Source organism: Bacillus cihuensis (genome assembly GCF_000504145.1).
Lineage (GTDB): Bacteria > Bacillota > Bacilli > Bacillales > DSM-1321 > Peribacillus > Peribacillus huizhouensis.
In genome coordinates this window covers 836,233-854,791 of the sequence record NZ_KI632495.1, presented here as the reverse complement: position 1 = coordinate 854,791, position 18,559 = coordinate 836,233, and the positions used below count along the sequence as shown (strand labels likewise).

General features: G+C 36.9%; 17 protein-coding genes. 15 read left to right on the top strand and 2 right to left on the bottom strand.

Annotated elements, in window-relative coordinates; translation table 11 throughout:
• Positions 1-21: 21 nt before the first annotated feature.
• The 6 genes from V179_RS0109990 to V179_RS29100 all read left to right on the top strand — a co-directional run bounded on the left by V179_RS0109990 (position 22) and on the right by V179_RS29100 (position 7,486).
• A complete protein-coding gene (locus V179_RS0109990) occupies positions 22-1,389 on the top strand; it encodes an LLM class flavin-dependent oxidoreductase (protein WP_028391317.1) in 1,368 nt (455 codons plus the stop codon).
• 413 nt (positions 1,390-1,802) lie between these two features.
• Positions 1,803-2,825 (top strand): LLM class flavin-dependent oxidoreductase, encoded by a 1,023-nt coding sequence (locus tag V179_RS0109985; RefSeq protein ID WP_028391316.1) that lies wholly within the window; start codon positions 1,803-1,805, stop codon positions 2,823-2,825.
• Between the two features lie 335 nt (positions 2,826-3,160).
• The gene (locus V179_RS0109980; RefSeq protein WP_028391315.1) at positions 3,161-3,727 is read left to right on the top strand and encodes an anthranilate synthase component II; all 567 of its coding nucleotides are present in this window, start codon (positions 3,161-3,163) and stop codon (positions 3,725-3,727) included.
• Positions 3,728-3,899: 172 nt separating this feature from the next.
• On the top strand, positions 3,900-5,633 hold the full coding sequence (gene pabB / locus V179_RS0109975) for an aminodeoxychorismate synthase component I (RefSeq protein WP_051404913.1): 1,734 nt from the start codon (positions 3,900-3,902) through the stop codon (positions 5,631-5,633).
• A gap of 68 nt (positions 5,634-5,701) precedes the next feature.
• Positions 5,702-6,472: a sporulation protein gene (locus tag V179_RS0109970; RefSeq protein WP_028391313.1), complete on the top strand. Its 771-nt coding sequence runs from the start codon at positions 5,702-5,704 to the stop codon at positions 6,470-6,472.
• Between the two features lie 747 nt (positions 6,473-7,219).
• Positions 7,220-7,486 carry a hypothetical protein gene (locus tag V179_RS29100; protein WP_051404912.1) on the top strand — a complete coding sequence of 89 codons (267 nt, stop codon included), beginning with the start codon at positions 7,220-7,222 and terminating at the stop codon, positions 7,484-7,486.
• A gap of 294 nt (positions 7,487-7,780) precedes the next feature.
• Here the strand turns inward: V179_RS29100 and pdxR are convergent, their stop codons facing one another.
• Positions 7,781-9,181 (bottom strand): MocR-like pyridoxine biosynthesis transcription factor PdxR, encoded by a 1,401-nt coding sequence (pdxR, locus tag V179_RS0109965; protein WP_028391312.1) that lies wholly within the window; start codon positions 9,179-9,181, stop codon positions 7,781-7,783.
• Between the two features lie 122 nt (positions 9,182-9,303).
• On the opposite strand from pdxR, the gene pdxS reads away from it, so the two are divergent.
• Both pdxS and pdxT read left to right on the top strand, forming a co-directional pair.
• Positions 9,304-10,191 carry a pyridoxal 5'-phosphate synthase lyase subunit PdxS gene (pdxS, locus tag V179_RS0109960; protein ID WP_028391311.1) on the top strand — a complete coding sequence of 296 codons (888 nt, stop codon included), beginning with the start codon at positions 9,304-9,306 and terminating at the stop codon, positions 10,189-10,191.
• On the top strand, positions 10,191-10,784 hold the full coding sequence (gene pdxT, locus V179_RS0109955; RefSeq protein WP_028391310.1) for a pyridoxal 5'-phosphate synthase glutaminase subunit PdxT: 594 nt from the start codon (positions 10,191-10,193) through the stop codon (positions 10,782-10,784). Before pdxS ends, pdxT begins: the two co-directional genes overlap by 1 nt.
• 489 nt (positions 10,785-11,273) lie before the next feature.
• On the opposite strand, the gene V179_RS0109950 is transcribed toward pdxT, so the two are convergent.
• The gene (locus tag V179_RS0109950; protein WP_028391309.1) at positions 11,274-12,608 is read right to left on the bottom strand and encodes a uracil-xanthine permease family protein; all 1,335 of its coding nucleotides are present in this window, start codon (positions 12,606-12,608) and stop codon (positions 11,274-11,276) included.
• 191 nt (positions 12,609-12,799) lie between these two features.
• On the opposite strand from V179_RS0109950, the gene V179_RS0109945 reads away from it, so the two are divergent.
• From V179_RS0109945 to V179_RS0109915, 7 genes are all read left to right on the top strand, one after another.
• Entirely contained in the window at positions 12,800-13,777 is a 978-nt protein-coding gene (locus V179_RS0109945) for an aromatic ring-hydroxylating oxygenase subunit alpha (RefSeq protein WP_028391308.1), read from the top strand.
• A gap of 333 nt (positions 13,778-14,110) precedes the next feature.
• Positions 14,111-15,292 (top strand): GTP-binding protein, encoded by a 1,182-nt coding sequence (locus tag V179_RS0109940; RefSeq protein WP_028391307.1) that lies wholly within the window; start codon positions 14,111-14,113, stop codon positions 15,290-15,292.
• A 30-nt stretch (positions 15,293-15,322) separates the two neighbouring features.
• Entirely contained in the window at positions 15,323-15,472 is a 150-nt protein-coding gene (gene rpmG / locus V179_RS0109935; RefSeq protein ID WP_028391306.1) for a 50S ribosomal protein L33, read from the top strand.
• A 59-nt stretch (positions 15,473-15,531) separates the two neighbouring features.
• Positions 15,532-15,801 (top strand): 30S ribosomal protein S14, encoded by a 270-nt coding sequence (gene rpsN, locus V179_RS0109930; protein ID WP_028391305.1) that lies wholly within the window; start codon positions 15,532-15,534, stop codon positions 15,799-15,801.
• Positions 15,802-16,020: 219 nt separating this feature from the next.
• Positions 16,021-16,746: an ABC transporter ATP-binding protein gene (locus tag V179_RS0109925; protein WP_028391304.1), complete on the top strand. Its 726-nt coding sequence runs from the start codon at positions 16,021-16,023 to the stop codon at positions 16,744-16,746.
• The gene (locus tag V179_RS0109920; RefSeq protein WP_028391303.1) at positions 16,743-17,798 is read left to right on the top strand and encodes an ABC transporter permease; all 1,056 of its coding nucleotides are present in this window, start codon (positions 16,743-16,745) and stop codon (positions 17,796-17,798) included. The genes V179_RS0109925 and V179_RS0109920 overlap by 4 nt, the downstream gene beginning before the upstream one ends.
• A gap of 31 nt (positions 17,799-17,829) precedes the next feature.
• The gene (locus tag V179_RS0109915) at positions 17,830-18,486 is read left to right on the top strand and encodes a TetR/AcrR family transcriptional regulator (RefSeq protein WP_028391302.1); all 657 of its coding nucleotides are present in this window, start codon (positions 17,830-17,832) and stop codon (positions 18,484-18,486) included.
• Positions 18,487-18,559: the final 73 nt, after the last annotated feature.

Sequence of the window (18,559 nt, the reverse complement as noted above, 5' to 3'; positions counted from 1 at the left end):
AACGAATGGGTGGTAATGATTATGACTAAAAAAAGAATATATTTAAATGCATTTGATATGAACTGTGCTGGACATCAATCTCCGGGTCTTTGGACACATCCGGACGATAAATCGTCTACGTACAAGGATGCTGAATACTGGACACATCTTGCAAAAGTACTGGAAAAAGGAAAATTCGATGCCATTTTCTTGGCAGATGTTCTTGGAACATATGATGTATACCAAGGTTCTCGTGATGCAGCAGTACGTCAAGGTGCTCAAGTTCCAGTCAATGATCCTGCATTTGTTGTTCCGATCATGGCACAAGTTACAAAGCACTTAGGATTCGGTTTAACTGCGTCGACAAGCTATGAACATCCCTATCTATTTGCTCGGCGAATCTCGACATTGGATCATTTAACAAAAGGAAGAATCGGTTGGAATATCGTTACATCTTATTTAAATAGTGCTGCACGTAATCTTGGCTTAGATCAACAAATTAATCATGATAATCGTTATGATATAGCTGATGAATATTTAGATGTTGTCTATAAATTATGGGAAGCTAGTTGGGAAGATGATGCTGTCGTAGTGGATAAGAAAAAAGGGATTTATGCAGATCCAGAAAAGGTTCATGATATTAATCATGACGGTGAATTCTATAAAGTTCCAGGAGCACATCTTTGTGAACCTTCACCACAACGTACTCCCGTAATATTTCAAGCGGGAGCATCACCAAAAGGAACAAAATTTGCAGCAAAACATGCAGAACTTGTTTTTGTTGGCTCAACATCAATGGAGCGCACCAAAAACACAGTAAAGGCTTTTAGAGAAGAGGCAGTGAAGGCCGGTCGAAAAGCAGATGAAATAAAGATTCTTACATTGATTACGCCAATTGTAGGTGCGACCCAAGAAGAGGCTGAAGCTAAATATTTGGATTATAAAAAGCATGCCAGTTACGAAGGCTCACTTGCATTATTCGGTGGCTGGACTGGTGTAGATATGGATGGTGTTGACCCTCAGGAAAAAATTCAATATGTTAAGAATGATGCCATCCAATCAACATTAAAATCGATGTCCGATTTTACCGTTGAAGAAGTTGCTGAGTTTATTGGAGTTGGCGGAATGGGACCTGTTGTGGTTGGCTCTCCTGAACAAGTCGCTGATTCTTTAGAAGAATGGATTGATGTAACAGGTGTAGATGGTTTTAATATTGCTTATGCGGTTACACCTGGGACTTTTGAAGAATTTGTTGAATATGTGATTCCAATTTTACAAGAGAGAGGGTTAGTCAGAAAAGAATATGAAGATGGAACCTTACGAAAGAACTTATTTGGCAGTGATTATTTGCCCGATCATCACCATGGTAGACAATTTCGTAAAAGGCTGTTACCGGTAGCTAGCGTGTAACTTATGAAATAGATATATTGTTGTACATTTATCAAAAAATACACGACTCTCTGTAGCTTTATATAAAATTAATCATGAAGGTCGAATAACAGACAATCAAATTATTGATTGTCTATTTTTTGCGATGAGAAATTTAAAGTCTAGGCATACTTTGTGCAATTTTTTTGTTTCTTTTATATGATGGCTGTAAGTAATCAGATATAAAACAAAATGGTGTTAAAAAGCTACTATTTACCATGAAGGGTCTAACATGAAGTACGCCTATCTTAATGGTGGCGGTTCGGAGCCGGGATTTCGGATGCTTTCAAGAAAAAAACAGTAGACCTGGTAAATAGATAGGCTATATTAGTAAGTCTCGAAGCCTGTTCACCTATGTCCTTCATACAAAAAGAATATAGAAAGAAGATGATTAAATGTCTCACAACAAAAAAATGCTGAGTGAAATTCCTTTATCAGTGCTGGATCTTGCAAACATTACAGAAGGTAGTACACCAGCTGAATCTTTTAAACATACTTTAGATCTAGCGCAGCATGTAGAAAAATGGGGCTTTAATCGTTTCTGGTTAGCAGAACATCATAGTATGCCAGGAATTGCCAGCTCTGCAACGTCTGTAGTAATCGGCTATGTGGCAGCTGGAACCTCTACTCTAAGAGTAGGTTCAGGTGGGATTATGCTACCGAATCACTCCCCCCTTGTAATAGCTGAGCAGTTTGGAACTCTTGAATCTATGTATCCTGGTCGTATTGATTTGGGGCTTGGACGCGCACCGGGAAGTGATCAATTTACAGCTATGGCACTTCGTCGTGATATCAGAAATACCGGCGATGACTTCCCAGAACAATTAGAGCAACTTCAGACATATTTTGATGCCAATTCCCGTCATAATAGAGTTCGTGCAATCCCAGGTGAAGGTTTAAATGTCCCAATCTGGTTGCTTGGTTCTAGCGGATTCAGTGCAAAGCTTGCTGGAAGACTAGGTTTGCCTTTTTCTTTCGCAAGTCATTTTGCTCCGGAAAATACAATGGCCGCTCTAGAACTATACCGTAGCAACTTCCAGCCATCAGACGTCTTAGCAAAACCTTACGCAATGGTTGGAATTAATGTCTTTGCAGCAGACACAGAAGCTGAGGCCGCTTATTTAGCCACTTCTTATCAACAGCAATTCTTAAGTCTGATTCGCAATACACCTAATCAGCTCCAGCCACCAGTAGATTCAATGGATGGTCTTTGGACACCTTATGAGAAAGCATCGATTCAAAGTAAGCTGGATGCAAGTGTGATTGGGAACCCTGAACAAGTCAAGGAAAAACTGCAAGCATTCCTTGATAAAACAGGTGCTGATGAAATGATCATTAACTCTGGCATGTTTTATCATGAGTCTCGACTTCGTTCATATGAAATCATTGCTGAAATCGCTGATAAAAAACATTCATGAGTGTCTGCTATATAACCAAACGATGAAAAAAGTCAGCTTCTCAAATCGTATTACAGCCTCTGGATGAAATTTCAGGGGCTTTTTTTAGATAAAACTTATGAAAATCCGGAAATATTAAAGAGTATAGTTCATTTCCCAACAAGAATACCAATAAATCGACGAACCCTATCAAAGTTGAAAATAATATCTAGCAAGCATTTTGAAGATATTTTTGCTAAAATAAATACATAGGGATATAGAAGCTTAGCAGGTATTAAATATGTTTTGGCTACTATGTGTCGATATTTTCATTTCTTTATTCGTGTAACGTTAAATCAAAAATATGGAGAACAACAATGATTTTACTAATCGATAATTATGATTCTTTTACTTACAACTTATATCAGTATACTCTTCAGGCTGGTAAAGAAGTCACAGTCCGGCGCAACAACGAAATCTCGTTAGATGAAATTAGAGAAATGAATCCTGAATCTATCATTCTCTCCCCAGGGCCTGGAAATCCAAAAGGAGCTGGGATCTGTCTTGAAGTAGTAGCGAAATTTCATCAAAGCACCCCCATTCTGGGGATTTGTCTTGGGCATCAAGTGATTGCCGATGCGTTTGGAGGTCGAGTTGAAAAGGCCGAACAACCTATGCATGGGAAAACATCGATGATCACCCATGATGGAAAAGGAGTCTTTAATGGGATTCAGGACTCATTTTTGGTTACCCGCTACCATTCCTTAGTTGTCAACGAGTCGACGCTTCCTGAATGTATCGAGGTAAGTGCAAGAACAAAAGACAATGTTGTTATGGGGCTTCGACATACAAAATATCAAATTGAAGGACTGCAATTCCATCCTGAGTCAATATTAACGGAACATGGTCATACTCTAATTGGCAACTTTCTTAATAAACAATAAAGTGAAACTTCAAACAGCGGTGGGCTTCTTCCACCCTGCTTGTTAGTTGAACCAATCGGGCTTTTATGGGCAGTTAACCCCCCTATGCTTCTTCGATTCTTCTAAGCTTTGGGTGGGGGGATTACTGTCCGTTAATGCGGGATAAATACGTTATGTAAACGGGGTAGCTATCATGAATAAACGCGCTGAGAATATTCATATTCTATTAGAATTTAATAAAGAATGTAGGTTATTTCAAAATCCATTAAAGATTATTGAAGCACATACAATAGATGAGGTGTTAACAGCCTTAGAAAATATTCAAAAAGAAGTCAATGCAGGCTATTATGCAGCTGGATATCTGTCATACGAAGCAGCTCCTGCATTTGACCCTGCCTATCAAGTGGCAGAAGAAAATAAGATGCCACTGCTTTGGTTTGGGATTTTTGAAAAATTTGACAATCGGCAATTAACAGAAACACCGGCTGATTTCACTCTTTTCGATTGGCAATCTAAGACAACTTATGAAACATATAAGGCTTCGATTCAAAAGATTAAACAGCAGATTGAAGAGGGCAATACATATCAAGTTAATTATACGATGAGACTGAATTCCTCATTTATCGGCGATGAATTTTCCTTTTATCGTCAGCTAGCTAAAGCACAAAGTTCCAATTATAGTGCTTATTTGAATACGGGTAGATATAAAATATTATCTGCTTCACCTGAACTTTTTTTTGATTGGCGAAAGGATACCTTGACAACTCGACCGATGAAAGGAACGGCGAAAAGAGGGTACTCCATTGAACAGGATTTGAACCAACAGCAATGGCTACAAGATTCTGAGAAAAATCGTGCAGAAAATTTAATGATTGTTGATCTTTTGCGAAATGATTTAGGGCAAATTGCAGAAGCAGGAAGTGTTGTTGTTGATCGCATATTTGAAATCGAACAATATCCGACAGTTTGGCAGATGACCTCGACCATTACGGCAAAAACAAAACCGGAAACTACAATAATTGATCTTTTCAAAGCTTTGTTTCCATGCGGTTCAATTACGGGTGCTCCAAAGATTAGTACGATGAAAATAATATCAGAATTGGAACAATCGCCACGTGAGGTATATTGTGGCGCCATTGGCTATATTACTCCTAATCACGAAGCAACTTTTAATGTACCGATTCGAACAGTTGTAATTGATTCGCATGAAGGACTTGCTCAATACGGAGTTGGCGGAGGTATTACTTGGGATTCGAATCTTACCGAAGAATATGACGAAGCATTTCTGAAAGCAGCTTTGCTTACAGCAGAAACGCCAGACTTTGAGTTGCTTGAATCTCTAAAGCTTGAGAATGGTAAATATATTTTGCTGGAAAATCATTTGAAACGACTTTCAGAATCGGCAAGGTACTTTGATTTCAATCTTTCAATCCCAACTATTAAGGGAGCGCTAGAAGAGTTGGCTGTAAAACATAAAACTAAAGATAAAAAGGTCCGATTACTTGTTTCAAAAACAGGTAAATACACAATAGAAGCTGAAGAAATTAAATTATATCCAGACGTACTGCATGTTACCTTGGCTAAAAAACCTGTATCAAGTAATGATGTGTTTTTATATCATAAAACTACCAATCGTACTGTCTATCAATTACATAAAGACCAGCACCCTAATTATTTTGATGTTTTACTTATGAACGAAAAGGGAGAAATAACTGAATTTACAAACGGAAATATTGTCGTGAAAATTGATGGTGAGCTAATAACTCCCGCTCTTCATTCTGGACTACTTGCTGGTACATTTCGTGAAGAACTAATACGAAATGGAACAGTCAAAGAAAGAGTTATCCACCTTACAGATCTTGAATCAGTCAACGATATTTGGTTCATTAATAGTGTCAGGGGATGGGTAAAAGTGAACCTTTTATAAAAATTCAATTGCATACTAGAAGTTTGCCTTTCATAAATATGAAGGTACATTTCAATGGGGGAATAACTATGTCGTTGTTTAATAAAGTTTTAGCGAGTGTGGGAATCGGAGCGGCTAAAGTTGATACAAAATTATTTAATAGTCAGGTCATTGTGGGGGAACAGATTACTGGAATTGTTGAAATAAGAGGCGGAAATGTAGAGCAGGAAATTGCTGATATTTATGTATCATTGATCACTACATATATAAAGGAATCAGATGATAAAAAATATACCAAGCAAGGCGTAATCGGCAAATATCGAATCTCTGAAAAGTTTACGATTTCACCAAATGAAGTGAAAGAATTTCCTTTATCCATTACAGTTCCAATTGATACGCCGATTAGTGGCGGAAAAACAAAGATATGGATAGAGACGGGACTTGATATTAAAAATTCCGTCGATCCATCGGATAAGGATTATATTGATATTCTACCTTCAAAACTTATGCAAGAAGTTCTAAATGCTGTTCAAGATCTCGGCTTCCGTCTACGAGAAGTTGAATGTGAAGCTGCACCGAGTAGATTAAGAGGAGGATTGCCATTCGTTCAAGAATTTGAATTCGTAGCAATCAGTGGCCCTTTCCGAGGCAAACTTGACGAGCTTGAAATTGTATTTTTACAACAACAGGTAAATACGCTAGATATCATGATTCAAATCGACAGACGAGCAAGAGGATTAGGTAGTTTTTTAGCAGAAAGACTGTCCATGGATGAAACAAATCTTCGTTTAACCGTTACAACTGGAGATCTCCCTAATTTAAATAATAAACTGTTTGAAATCATCCAACGTTATTCTTGAATTTTATCCCGTATTAACGGGCAGTAAAGCCCCCACCTCAAGGCTTAAAGGAATTGAAGAAGTATATGTGAGGGAAATGGCCCGTAAATACCCAATCGGTGAGATACCGTAAAACTTACCTTTGTGCTTTTCAAAAATATAGTTAAGGCCCACGGGATGTGGATCACAACAGACAAAGACATGAGGAAGCGGCGTGCTTAGTCTGTGATTCAATGAATCGTGTTCGTAGAGTCGATTTATCGAAGCAGAGCGGAGATATTGCGACTCTAGAACCGGACTAACAATCAGTGGGCATGTAGAATCTCCCACTGATTGATGTTTCACTCTATAGTGTTTGGCTATGTTAAACGTTAAACCTCATTATTGATTTTGGCACTATGTTGATTGGAGCGGAAAGAGAACGCCTTTCGTTTCAATCAACAAGCAAGTTTAACAGAGGCCTAGAGTTTAAAAAACTGAGTGCAGCTCACAATCTGTACTCAGTTTTTTAATATTCTTACTAAATTCAATCCTTACATTGGAAATGATTGAATTTATAGAACTGTAATCAATCACCTACAGTAGAAAGGCACTAATTAAGAAGGAGGTGAATATCCTTCAAAAATAAGAAGAAATCGCTTAGTTAAAAGGGAAAAACACTACCCTTGGATAGGGTAGGTACATGAATATTTAGCCGTTCAAGGGATTATCCATGATAGTGATATCGCAGTAACACATTTACCGCTTACTTACGATACGAATCGCAACTTGAATATATTTGAAAAAATGCTATCAGTAGAAATTGATTTTTATCAACGCTTTTTACAAACCAAGAAAGGGTTGATGGAAGATAACATTCGTGCTTGCAACAAATTAGCCAATTGTTATCACAAACTCAATCTAAAAGAACAAGAAGCGCACTGGGTTTTACAAGCTCTCTTATATGGAATGCCTCAACCGGAAACATGTTGTAGATTAGGCTTTTTATTTTTAGAAAAGAATGATATCTATCCCAGCCGCTATTTATTGGTATGAAAAAAGTTTAGAAAACAATATGGAAATATTGAGTTTCCAAAACTACGTATGTTCTACATGGCTACCCCATCTGCAACTAGCTGTTTGTTATGATCGATTAGGCAATTACCAATTAGCTTCAAAACATAATGAATCGGCTCTGTTAGCAATGAAAAATACTTTGATCAGTTGATTCAAAATGGCAACTACGTCCATTATCGTTTTTTTGATTGGAATATATAAATGCAACAAGTTGAATGGTAAAGCAGTAATTAGAGAATTTTTAAATCAGTTGGAACAAAAGTTACGATGATATTAACCAGAGAATCCCCAAGAGTGGATTAATAACTGAATCGCATCTTCTAATTTTGCTTCAGGAATGCCGGCAAAACCAAGAATAATTTCCGGAAGTGCATCAATTTTCTTCTCTATGGAATAAGCTGACATCGGATAAATTTTAATACTTTCCTTTGCAGCTTGATCAATAAGTGTTGTTTCATCCATACCGTTATTAACGACTAACACGATATGCAAGCCAGATCTTTCACCGATAATCGATATTTTGTCTTGATAAGGCTTTAATAGCGTCAAGACACTATCTAATTTGCGACGATATAGCTTTCTCATTTTATTCAAATGCTTTTCAAAGTCTCCTTGAATCATAAAGTCAGTCAAAATTTGCTGGTCGATTCGAGATACTGTTGAATGATAAAATGAGAATTTCTCCTTATATTGATTCATCAGCGATTTAGGAAGCACCATATAGCTGATTCTAAGGGATGGGATAAGTGATTTAGAAAAAGAACCTAAGTAAATCACTTTTTCAAATTGATCCATACTTTGTAAAGAAGGAATTGATTTTCCTGTATAACGAAATTCACTATCATAATCATCTTCAATAATAAATCGATGTTTAGAGCTTGATGCCCAGTTAAGTAATTTTGTTCTTCTGTTGATGGAAAGGACGGACCCATAAGGAAAATGATGGGATGGTGTCACATAGACAACATCAATCTTGTTTTTTTCAATGCTTTCAACCTTGATGCCATCTTCATCAACTTCAAGTGGGAAGGCAGGATTGCCGTAGCTTCGGATAATTTTTTGAAATAAATGATATCCAGGGTCTTCCACACCATAAACAGAATTTCTTTCGAATAAAAGTACAAGCTGCTGAAGAAGGATCTCGATACCTGCTCCAACAACAATCTGTTCAGGTTCACAAATTACACCTCGTGCGTGATATAAATATGTAGCAATTTCTCGACGAAGTGAGTATTCGCCTTGGGCATCTCCTAGTAATAATAACTCCTGATTGGCAACATCCATCGCATTTTTTGCATTCTTTCTCCATTGTGCGAAAGGAAAATGTTCAGTATCAATTTGACTTGGATGAAAATGATAGTCATATGATTTTTTTAATTCATGGATGGGCAGAATATCACTTTTTACGCCGGCATATTCTAAGTCCTCCAAGTCCATGACATAATATCCTTTTCTAGGTTTGACCTCTAAGTAGCCCTCAGCTGCAAGTTGTTCATAAGCCGTCTCTACTGTGTTACCACTAATATGTAGGTGTTGCGCCAATTTGCGCTTTGACGGTAGCTTTGTCTGGAATTCTAGACGACCCTCAATGATCTCTGTTTTAATATAATCATATAATTGCTCATATAACGGGACAGTAATTTCCCTATTTAACACACATGATAGCATATTCATAATTAATAACCTCTATTCTGACCCTATTAATTAATATAAAACTGACACTTTTAATGATGCCACTTTCTTTTATACTAAGGAATATAAATGAAAATTGCAAATATTATTTAGGGGGATTAAGAATGGAGAAATTAATAGCAACAGACGCAGTTAAAAGAGGAATGGCTCAAATGCAAAAGGGTGGAGTCATTATGGACGTTGTCAATGCGGAACAAGCGAGAATTGCGGAAGCAGCAGGAGCTGTTGCGGTAATGGCACTTGAGCGGGTACCTTCTGATATACGTGCAGCAGGTGGAGTGGCTAGAATGGCTGACCCTAGAATTGTAGAAGAAGTCATGAACGCGGTAACTATCCCAGTCATGGCGAAAGCTAGAATTGGCCACATTGTTGAAGCGAGAGTACTAGAAGCGATGGGCGTGGACTATATTGATGAAAGTGAAGTATTGACACCTGCAGATGAAGAGTTTCATCTATTAAAAAGCAGCTTTACAATTCCATTTGTTTGCGGATGTCGGGATCTAGGGGAAGCAGCACGCCGAATTGGTGAAGGAGCATCGATGTTACGGACAAAAGGAGAGCCTGGTACTGGGAATATTGTAGAAGCTGTTCGTCATATGCGAAAAGTTCAGGCACAGGTTCGAAAGCTGACGTTAATGAATGATGACGAAATCATGACTGAAGCAAAAATTCTTGGTGCTCCATATGAGATTTTGAAGCAAATTAAAGAAGCAGGCAAATTACCGGTTGTTAACTTTGCAGCTGGAGGTGTAGCTACACCTGCTGATGCAGCGTTAATGATGGAGCTTGGAGCAGATGGCGTATTTGTCGGTTCAGGAATATTTAAATCAGAAGATCCGGAAAAATTTGCAAATGCTATCGTTCAAGCAACAACTTATTTCACTGATTATGATTTAATTGGAAAACTTTCAAAAGAATTAGGATCCGCTATGAAAGGAATCGATATTTCAAGATTACCGCAAGCAGAAAGAATGCAGGAGCGTGGCTGGTAATGGCAACGATTGGTGTTTTGGGCTTACAAGGTGCCATTAGTGAGCATGTGAGCCAGATAGAAGCAATAGGACAAACAGCCGTAATTGTTAAGCATGCTGACCAATTAGCAGAGATAGATGGCCTTGTACTTCCCGGTGGTGAAAGTACAACGATGCGGAAGCTGATGGATCGTTATGACTTTATTGAACCGATTTTGCAATTTGCAAAACAAGGTAAGCCAATCTTTGGAACATGTGCGGGTATGGTTTTACTTGCGAAAAAAGTGAGTGGTTCTGACAATCCTCATCTGCAATTAATTGATATAGAAGTTTGCCGCAATGCGTTTGGCCGTCAGCGGGAGAGCTTTGAGGCAGCTATTAACATTAATGGACTTGTAAAAGAGTTCAATGCGATTTTTATACGCGCTCCTTATGCAGAAAATGCTGGTGTTGAGGTGGAGATACTTGCTACATATGAAGGGAAAATTGTTGTAGCAAAGCAAGGGAATATACTTGTCAGCGCTTTTCATCCAGAGTTAACAGATGATACTCGGCTGATGCAATATTTTAATGCAATGGTCGAACAAACTATAAAGACGAAGGTAGAGGTTTAAAGTCCTCAGAATTTAAATTGGGTCAGAGTTATCGCACTAGTTAGATGTGAGCTCTGACCCTCTTGTTATGGAACAGGAATATTATTAAGTTGGGCAAAGATAAAATGTTTTATGGTAAGAAACTAATTTTGCAAAAGTCCCGAAATATTGACACTTGACCATGTAGTGAAGTATAAGACACATTGGTCAAGTGAATTTTTTTAACGTTTAAACTGGTATTAGTGCTAAATTACGTAATGTTCGATAAAGTAGAAGAAATCGTGCTAAATAGATAAGATGTGCGGCGTTTTGTTCCTGTAATTCACATAAAAGAGTTTTAGAATTTGGCTCTGTTTAACTTGCCTGTTGATGGAACGAAAGGCGTTCGCCTTCCGCTCCAATCAACATAGTGCCAAAATCAACAATGAGCTTTAATATATTCAATAATTTAGGAACTACGAATTAAAAAAACCTTCTGTCATTAAATGAACAGAAGGTTTTTGAGAACAATTAAGCTGTTTCCTGTAAATCCTTTTGAGGCTTTTCATGAGGAATAATCAAATTTAAAACAACAGCGGAAATGGCACCTATACCAATTCCAGAAGAAAGAATATAATTAGCGAAATCAGGTAATGAATAGAGAATATCCTTCGGAAGTACCGTGACGCCGATTGCTAATAAAATAGGGATCCCGATTACCATCATGTTTCGATCGTCGACTACAATATGTTGGATAACTTTGAATCCATTCATAACAATGGCAACACAGACGATTCCGAAAATTCCGTTGATTACAGGTTCAGGAATCGATATAATTAAAGCTGAAAGTTTCGGGATTAATCCTAAAGCAATCAAGATTCCACCTGCTGCGAGAATCGCCATTCGACTAGCAACACCTGTGATGGCAATAATTCCAGCATTTGAGGAGTATCCTGTCATTGGAGTCCCTCCAAACAATGTTCCAACGAAACATCCAAGACCTTCACCAAAAGACGCTCTGTTTAACTTTTTTTCTGTTAACTCACTATCCGTCACTTTTGAGACAACGAACCATGTACCAGTCGTTTCAATTAAAATAATTAAATAGATAAAAACAATTGTTAAAATAGCACTTAAATCAAATACAGGTGCTCCGAAAGGAAAGAATTTTGGTAAGGAAAACCAAGCTGCATCGGAGACAGCTGAAAAATCAATTTGACCAAATAGACGCGCTGTAATCGTGCCAGCAATGATTGCTAGAATAACGGAGATCAGTCTGAAAATCGTTCCAAATTTCTTTGCTTGTTTACCAAGAATCATACAAGTAACTAATACGCCAGCTGATACGGCTGCAACGATCACATTGTGACCTAAGTGTCCAGGCGCTGCGTAAATACTATTAAATGCATTTGGCATTAAAGAAATTCCAACAATTACAATTACGGTTCCGCCAACAAGCGGTGGGATAATTTTCACTACTGTTTTAGCAAAAATTTTCAATGGATATCCAATCAACGCTATTAAAAGTGCTCCGGGAATCAAGCTTCCATAAATAGCTCCAAGACCTAGCTTTCCACCAATTGCCGCAAGTGCACCGATAGGAACATAGGAGGGACCTTGTACAACTGGAAGTTTAATTCCAAATCCAGTTTGGATGATGGTCGCAATACCAGCTGTTAAAAAACACATTTGTACAAAAAAAGTTGTATTACTCGTATCAAGCGCCAATAAGCCGGCGATGATGATTGGTGCGATGTAAAGATCCATTGCAAGTACATGTTGCAAACCAAGCAAAATGGCTCTCCCAACGCTGATTTTTTCATCAATACCTACTAATACTTCTGAATTATTCTTTTGTTGTTCCACCTGATACTTTCCCCCTCGGAAATATGTTTGTGAAAGTTATAACCGTTATTATAGGAGAAAAAGGGCATTTCGTAAACAAAAAACGAACATTTTTTTTATTAAATTTAAAATTATTCGGTTTCCGTTGACAAATTCTTAAAATATTTCTAAAATAATAACGAATAAGTGAACTGGCTAGAGGGGGAACTATTTTGTTGATACAAGATGAAGTTTTACGAAATGATTGGATTGTCGCTAGTAGGTCGATAGATATTAAAGAGAAACCTGTTCAAGTTATCGTAATGGGAGAGCGTCTTGTTCTGTACCGCAATGAAGAAGGGGTTCATGCCTTTAAAGATTTGTGTATCCACCGGGGAGCAGCTTTGTCATTAGGATGTGTAAAAGATGGAAAGTTGGTATGTCCATACCATGGCTGGGAATATGAATCGAATGGGGAATGTTCTCATATCCCTCAGCTTCCTGAAGGTCGAGCGATACCAAAGAAAGCAAAAGCTTTTAAATATGGTTGTATCGAAAAATATGGACTAGTTTGGGTTAATCTTGAAAATTCAGGGACGGAGTTATTTAATCTTCCTGAATATAATGATGAGAAGTTTCGCAGCGTGATATGGGGGCCGGTTGAAGCCTTAGCGAATCCGCCAAGAATTGTGGAAAATTTTCTTGATGTCGGTCATTTATCTATTTTACATGAAGGTTTTCTTGGTGTCCCAGAACATTCGGTTATTGGTGATTATGATATTCATTGGGAGGATGAAAGTATTCGTTCTGATGAAATTGCGATCTATCAACCAGATCCAGATGGTTCAGGTCAACCTAAGCATGTTTACTATACGTACGAAATCCTTCGTCCATTAACAGTTCGTTTTACGAAAAAAGATCATGAAACAAATCAAGAGATGGTGATTCTTTTAACGATATTACCTGTTGAAGAGAAGAAGTCAGTTGCATTTGGTGTCATGTTATTCAATTATGATTCAGGACAATCAGATCAGGAAATTATTGAGTTTCAGGATATGATATTTTCTCAAGACAAACCAATTGTTGAAAACCAAAAACCTGAAGATTTACCATTGGATCTACAAGTTGAATTATCACTAAAGAGTGATCGGGTAAGTATTGCCTATCGTCAGTATTTAAAGAAATTAGGGGTAGAATTAGGAACAGCATAAGAATTGCCTAACTAATTCAATTAAATAGGGTAACTCATAAGGGTCTGACCTTGCATTCTAAATCAGTATGTAGTGTTTGATACACATATCTTATACTGAATTTAGTTATCGCGGGGTCAGACTCTTTGCTTTCGGACATTCTCCTTTCATTATTAGAATGTTTTACATGCCTGATATACTCTATTTTTATACCTTCAAATAAATATTAAAATTTTTTGTGAAAATCGATTGCAAATAGTAATGATTTCGGTTTATAATCTAACAGAAGTATTCGGAAGTTAAAACATTTGCATTAAATCGTAATATTTACGATTTATCTTAAGGAGATGTGTTATGAATAATAAGAAAGTGCCTGTAACGGTATTAAGTGGTTATTTAGGCTCTGGTAAAACTACTTTATTAAATCATATTTTACATAACCGGGAAGAAAAGAAAATCGCCGTTATTGTGAATGATATGAGTGAAGTGAATATTGATGCAGCACTGATTAAGTCGGGTGGGTTTTCGAGAACAGAAGAAAAGCTTGTGGAATTGCAGAATGGCTGCATATGCTGTACATTACGCGAAGATTTGCTTTTGGAAGTGGAAAAACTAGCCCTTCAAGGAAACATTGATTATATTGTGATTGAATCAACAGGAATTAGTGAGCCAGTACCTGTGGCACAAACATTCACCTATGCATTCGAGGATTTAGGTATAGATTTAACGGCCCTTTGTCAGCTAGATACGATGGTTACTGTCGTTGATGCCAATCGTTTCTGGCATGATTTTTCTACAGGGGAGACGTTGTTAGAGCGCAAACAAGGTGCAAGTGAACAAGATGAACGTGAAGTAGCAGACCTTCTCATTGAGCAAATTGAATTTGCGAATGTAATTGTTCTTAACAAGATAGATTTGGTAACAAAAAAACATGTAGCAGAACTTAAAGGAGTTCTTCAAACTTTAAATCCTGATGCACGATTAATTGAAACGATTCATGCTCAAATACCTGTAGGGGAAGTACTCGGAACACAAAGTTTTGACTTTGAAAAGTCAAGCCAGAGCGCAGGTTGGATTAAAGAATTAAATGAAGAACATGTTCCAGAAACGGAAGAGTATAACATTGCATCCTTCGTCTATCGCAGAAAACGGCCATTCCATCCGGTTCGACTTTCACATTGGCTTGAACAATGGCCAGTGGAAATTATCCGTGCAAAAGGGTTTCTGTGGCTCGCTACAAGAAATAATCTTGCAACTCTTTTATCACAAGCAGGTCCATCATTAACAATTGAACAAGCTGGACTTTGGATTGCTGCTTATCCAGAAAAGGAAAAACAAAAGATGTTAGCAGCAGAGCCTGAATTGCTCGAACAATGGGACAAGGAATATGGAGATCGTATGACTGAGCTTGTGTTAATAGGAATCCATATGGATCAAGAAAAGATCATTAATACATTGGATCAGTGCTTGTTAACAGAAGAGGAATTGAATCAAGATTGGGCTCAAATGCATGACCCGCTGCCAGCTTTTTCATAAGCAATACTTAAAAACTAGGAGGAAAAAATAATGAGAGTATCAATAACGCTTGCATGTATAGAAACTGGTGACCGTAATTATATTACGACAAAAAATAAACGAAACAATCCAGACAGAATTGAATTGAAAAAGTATTGCCCGCGTTTAAAGAGAGTCACGTTGCATCGCGAAACTAAATAAAGTAGTGTAAAAATTCATGTGATAAATCGTAATCATTAAGATTTAAGGAGTGGTATAGAATGGCCAAAAAGTCAAAAGTAGCAAAAGCTAAAAAACAGCAAAAAACTGTAGAAAAATATGCAGAAATAAGAAAGCAACTAATCTTAAATAAGGATTATGAAGGCCTTATGAAATTACCTAGAGACGCTTCACCAACAAGACTGCATAATCGTTGTGGAGTAACGGGTAGACCAAGAGGGTATATGCGTAAATTTAATATGTCTCGTATCGTATTTAGAGAGCTAGCCCATAAAGGGCAAATTCCTGGCGTGAAAAAAGCTAGCTGGTAACAAGATGAAATTGTCTTTCTTGGTTCACTTAAGTTAAATTGAAAAGTACAAACAATGCTAAAAGCAGTGGGTTTCAGTAAAGAACTCTCACTGCTTTTAGCATTTTTTTTAATATTAAAATTAAAAAAGTAATCACTCACTTTTTATTGACATAAGAATAAAAAAAGGGAAATAATAAGTGAGTAATTACTCACTTATTATTTAGAGGAGGTAAGATAAATGAATTACAGTATTGCTATTAACCAAGTGAGCAAAAGCTTTGGAAAAAAGGTGGTTTTAAATCAGATCGATTTAACGATCGAAGAGGGTCAAATATACGGGTTTATTGGTCCTTCAGGTGCTGGTAAGACAACATTAGTAAAAATGATTGTTGGCATGGATACGACAGATACTGGAACAATTCATGTATTAAATAAAAAAATGCCTCATTTAGGATTACTCCAAGCGATTGGTTACATGGCTCAATCTGATGCCCTATATTCCGAGTTAACAGGCATGGAAAACCTTAAATTTTTTGCTTCACTTTACAAATTAAATAAAACAGAAATAAAGGAACGAATTTCTTATGCAGCTGATTTAGTACATCTAACCAACGAACTAAATAAAAGAGTTAAAGCATACTCCGGTGGGATGAAACGTCGATTATCTCTTGCGATTGCTTTAATCCAAAACCCAAAAATCTTAATATTAGACGAACCAACTGTAGGGATTGATCCTGAATTGAGATTAAGTATTTGGAATGAATTGTTACGTTTGAAAAATGAGGAAGGGAAAACAATCATTGTGACAACACATGTTATGGATGAAGCAGAAAGATGTGATTTTGTAGCGATGATAAGAGATGGTGTCATCTTAACTAGAGGTACACCAAAAGAATTAAAGGAGCAATACCAAGTTGATAATTTTGATGAAGTGTTCTTAAAAGCGGGGAGGAATGATTCATGAGAACAGTAGCGGTAATCAAAAGAATCTGTCAGGAAATGTTACGGGACAAAAGGACATTAGCACTCTTGTTTGTTGCACCGTTAATCATTCTTACTTTAATGTATTTCTTATTCAATGGAAATACAGTTGACCCTAAATTAGGTGTAGTGAATATTGATAATAACCTGGTTAAAATTTTAGAGGAAACAAAAATAAATGTGAAGCATTATGACCAAGCGGGTAGGGAATTAATAGTAGAAGAAGAACTTGACGGTTTATTGGAACTAAAGGATGAAAAATTGGTACTAACATTACAAAATAGTGATCCATCAATAGCAAAAGCGTTGCAAATGAAGGTAAACCAATCTGTATCCTTCCAGGCACAATCAAAAGTTTTAAATCCAAATGCTGCCCCATTAGCAATACAGAAAAACGACATTGATACGCAGTATGTATATGGAAATAGTGAAACATCATTTTTTGATGTGTTAAGTCCTGTATTAGTTGGTTTTTTTGTATTCTTTTTTGTATTTCTCATCTCAGGAATTGGATTATTAAAGGAGCGAACTACTGGTACATTGGAACGGTTAATGTCAACACCGATACGCAGAGGAGAAATCGTTACCGCATACTTGGTTGGCTTTGGTATCTTTGCTGTAATTCAAACTGTTATTGTCGTATTATTTTCAATAAATGTGTTAGATATGGTCTTGGTAGGTTCCGTTTGGCATGTTATCCTTATTAATTTACTGTTAGCGTTAGTCGCCCTTTCTTTAGGTACACTATTGTCTACCTTTGCTGCTTCTGAATTTCAAATGGTACAATTTATTCCGATCGCAGTTATACCACAAGTATTCTTTGCTGGGATTTTCCCACTTGAAGGAATGGCGAATTGGTTACAATCCATTGGTAAAATCATGCCAATCTATTATGCAGCTGACGCTTTGAAAGGTGTCATGTATAAAGGACTAGGTTTGAAGGATATATGTGGCGATCTTTTCGTATTGGTTGTATTTGCGACATTCTTTATTATACTAAATATATTCGCATTGAAAAAGTACCGTAGGTTATAAGTAGTTCAGAGTTTAAAGGAAGTGGTCTTCTTTGTCTGATGACAAACTATTAGATGCAATCATAGCTCAAACAAAATTAACAAAGAAACAAACGGATAAGCAACAAAAAATAGTCGAAACGGCTATTAAATTATTTGCCGAAAAAGGATACGCAAATACTTCAACAAGTGAAATAGCAAAAGCTGCGATGGTTGCCGAAGGAACCATTTTTCGTCATTATGGTACGAAAGATAATTTATTACTATCAGTTATTCTTCCGTTTATAAAAGATTCTATCCCTACGATGGCTGAAGAAGTTTTCACTGAAATTATGTCAAAAAATGTGGGGTGTTTTGAGGATTTTTTGAGAGCCTTACTAAAAAATCGGCTTCATTTTATAAATGAAAATAGAGAAATATTTCAAATAGTTGTTAAAGAACTTTTATATAATGACGAATTAAGAAAAGAGTTGCTACCTTTTTTTGCTGACAACATTTTACATCGAATCACAAAAGTGATTAATACGTATAAAGATCGTGGTGAGCTGATCGATATCCCAAGCCATACGATTCAAAGAATGATTTTTACTTTGATTGGAGGTTATTTCGTATCGCGGTTTGTATTACAATTAGATAATTGCGATATAAATGAAGAGGCTGAAATTGAAAATTTAATTCAATTTATAATGGATGGATTAAGAAAACAATGAGAGCCTGACCGCGCGCATTATACACGGTTCATGTGGTACTAAATGTGAACTGGATATTGTAGTCGCGAGGTCT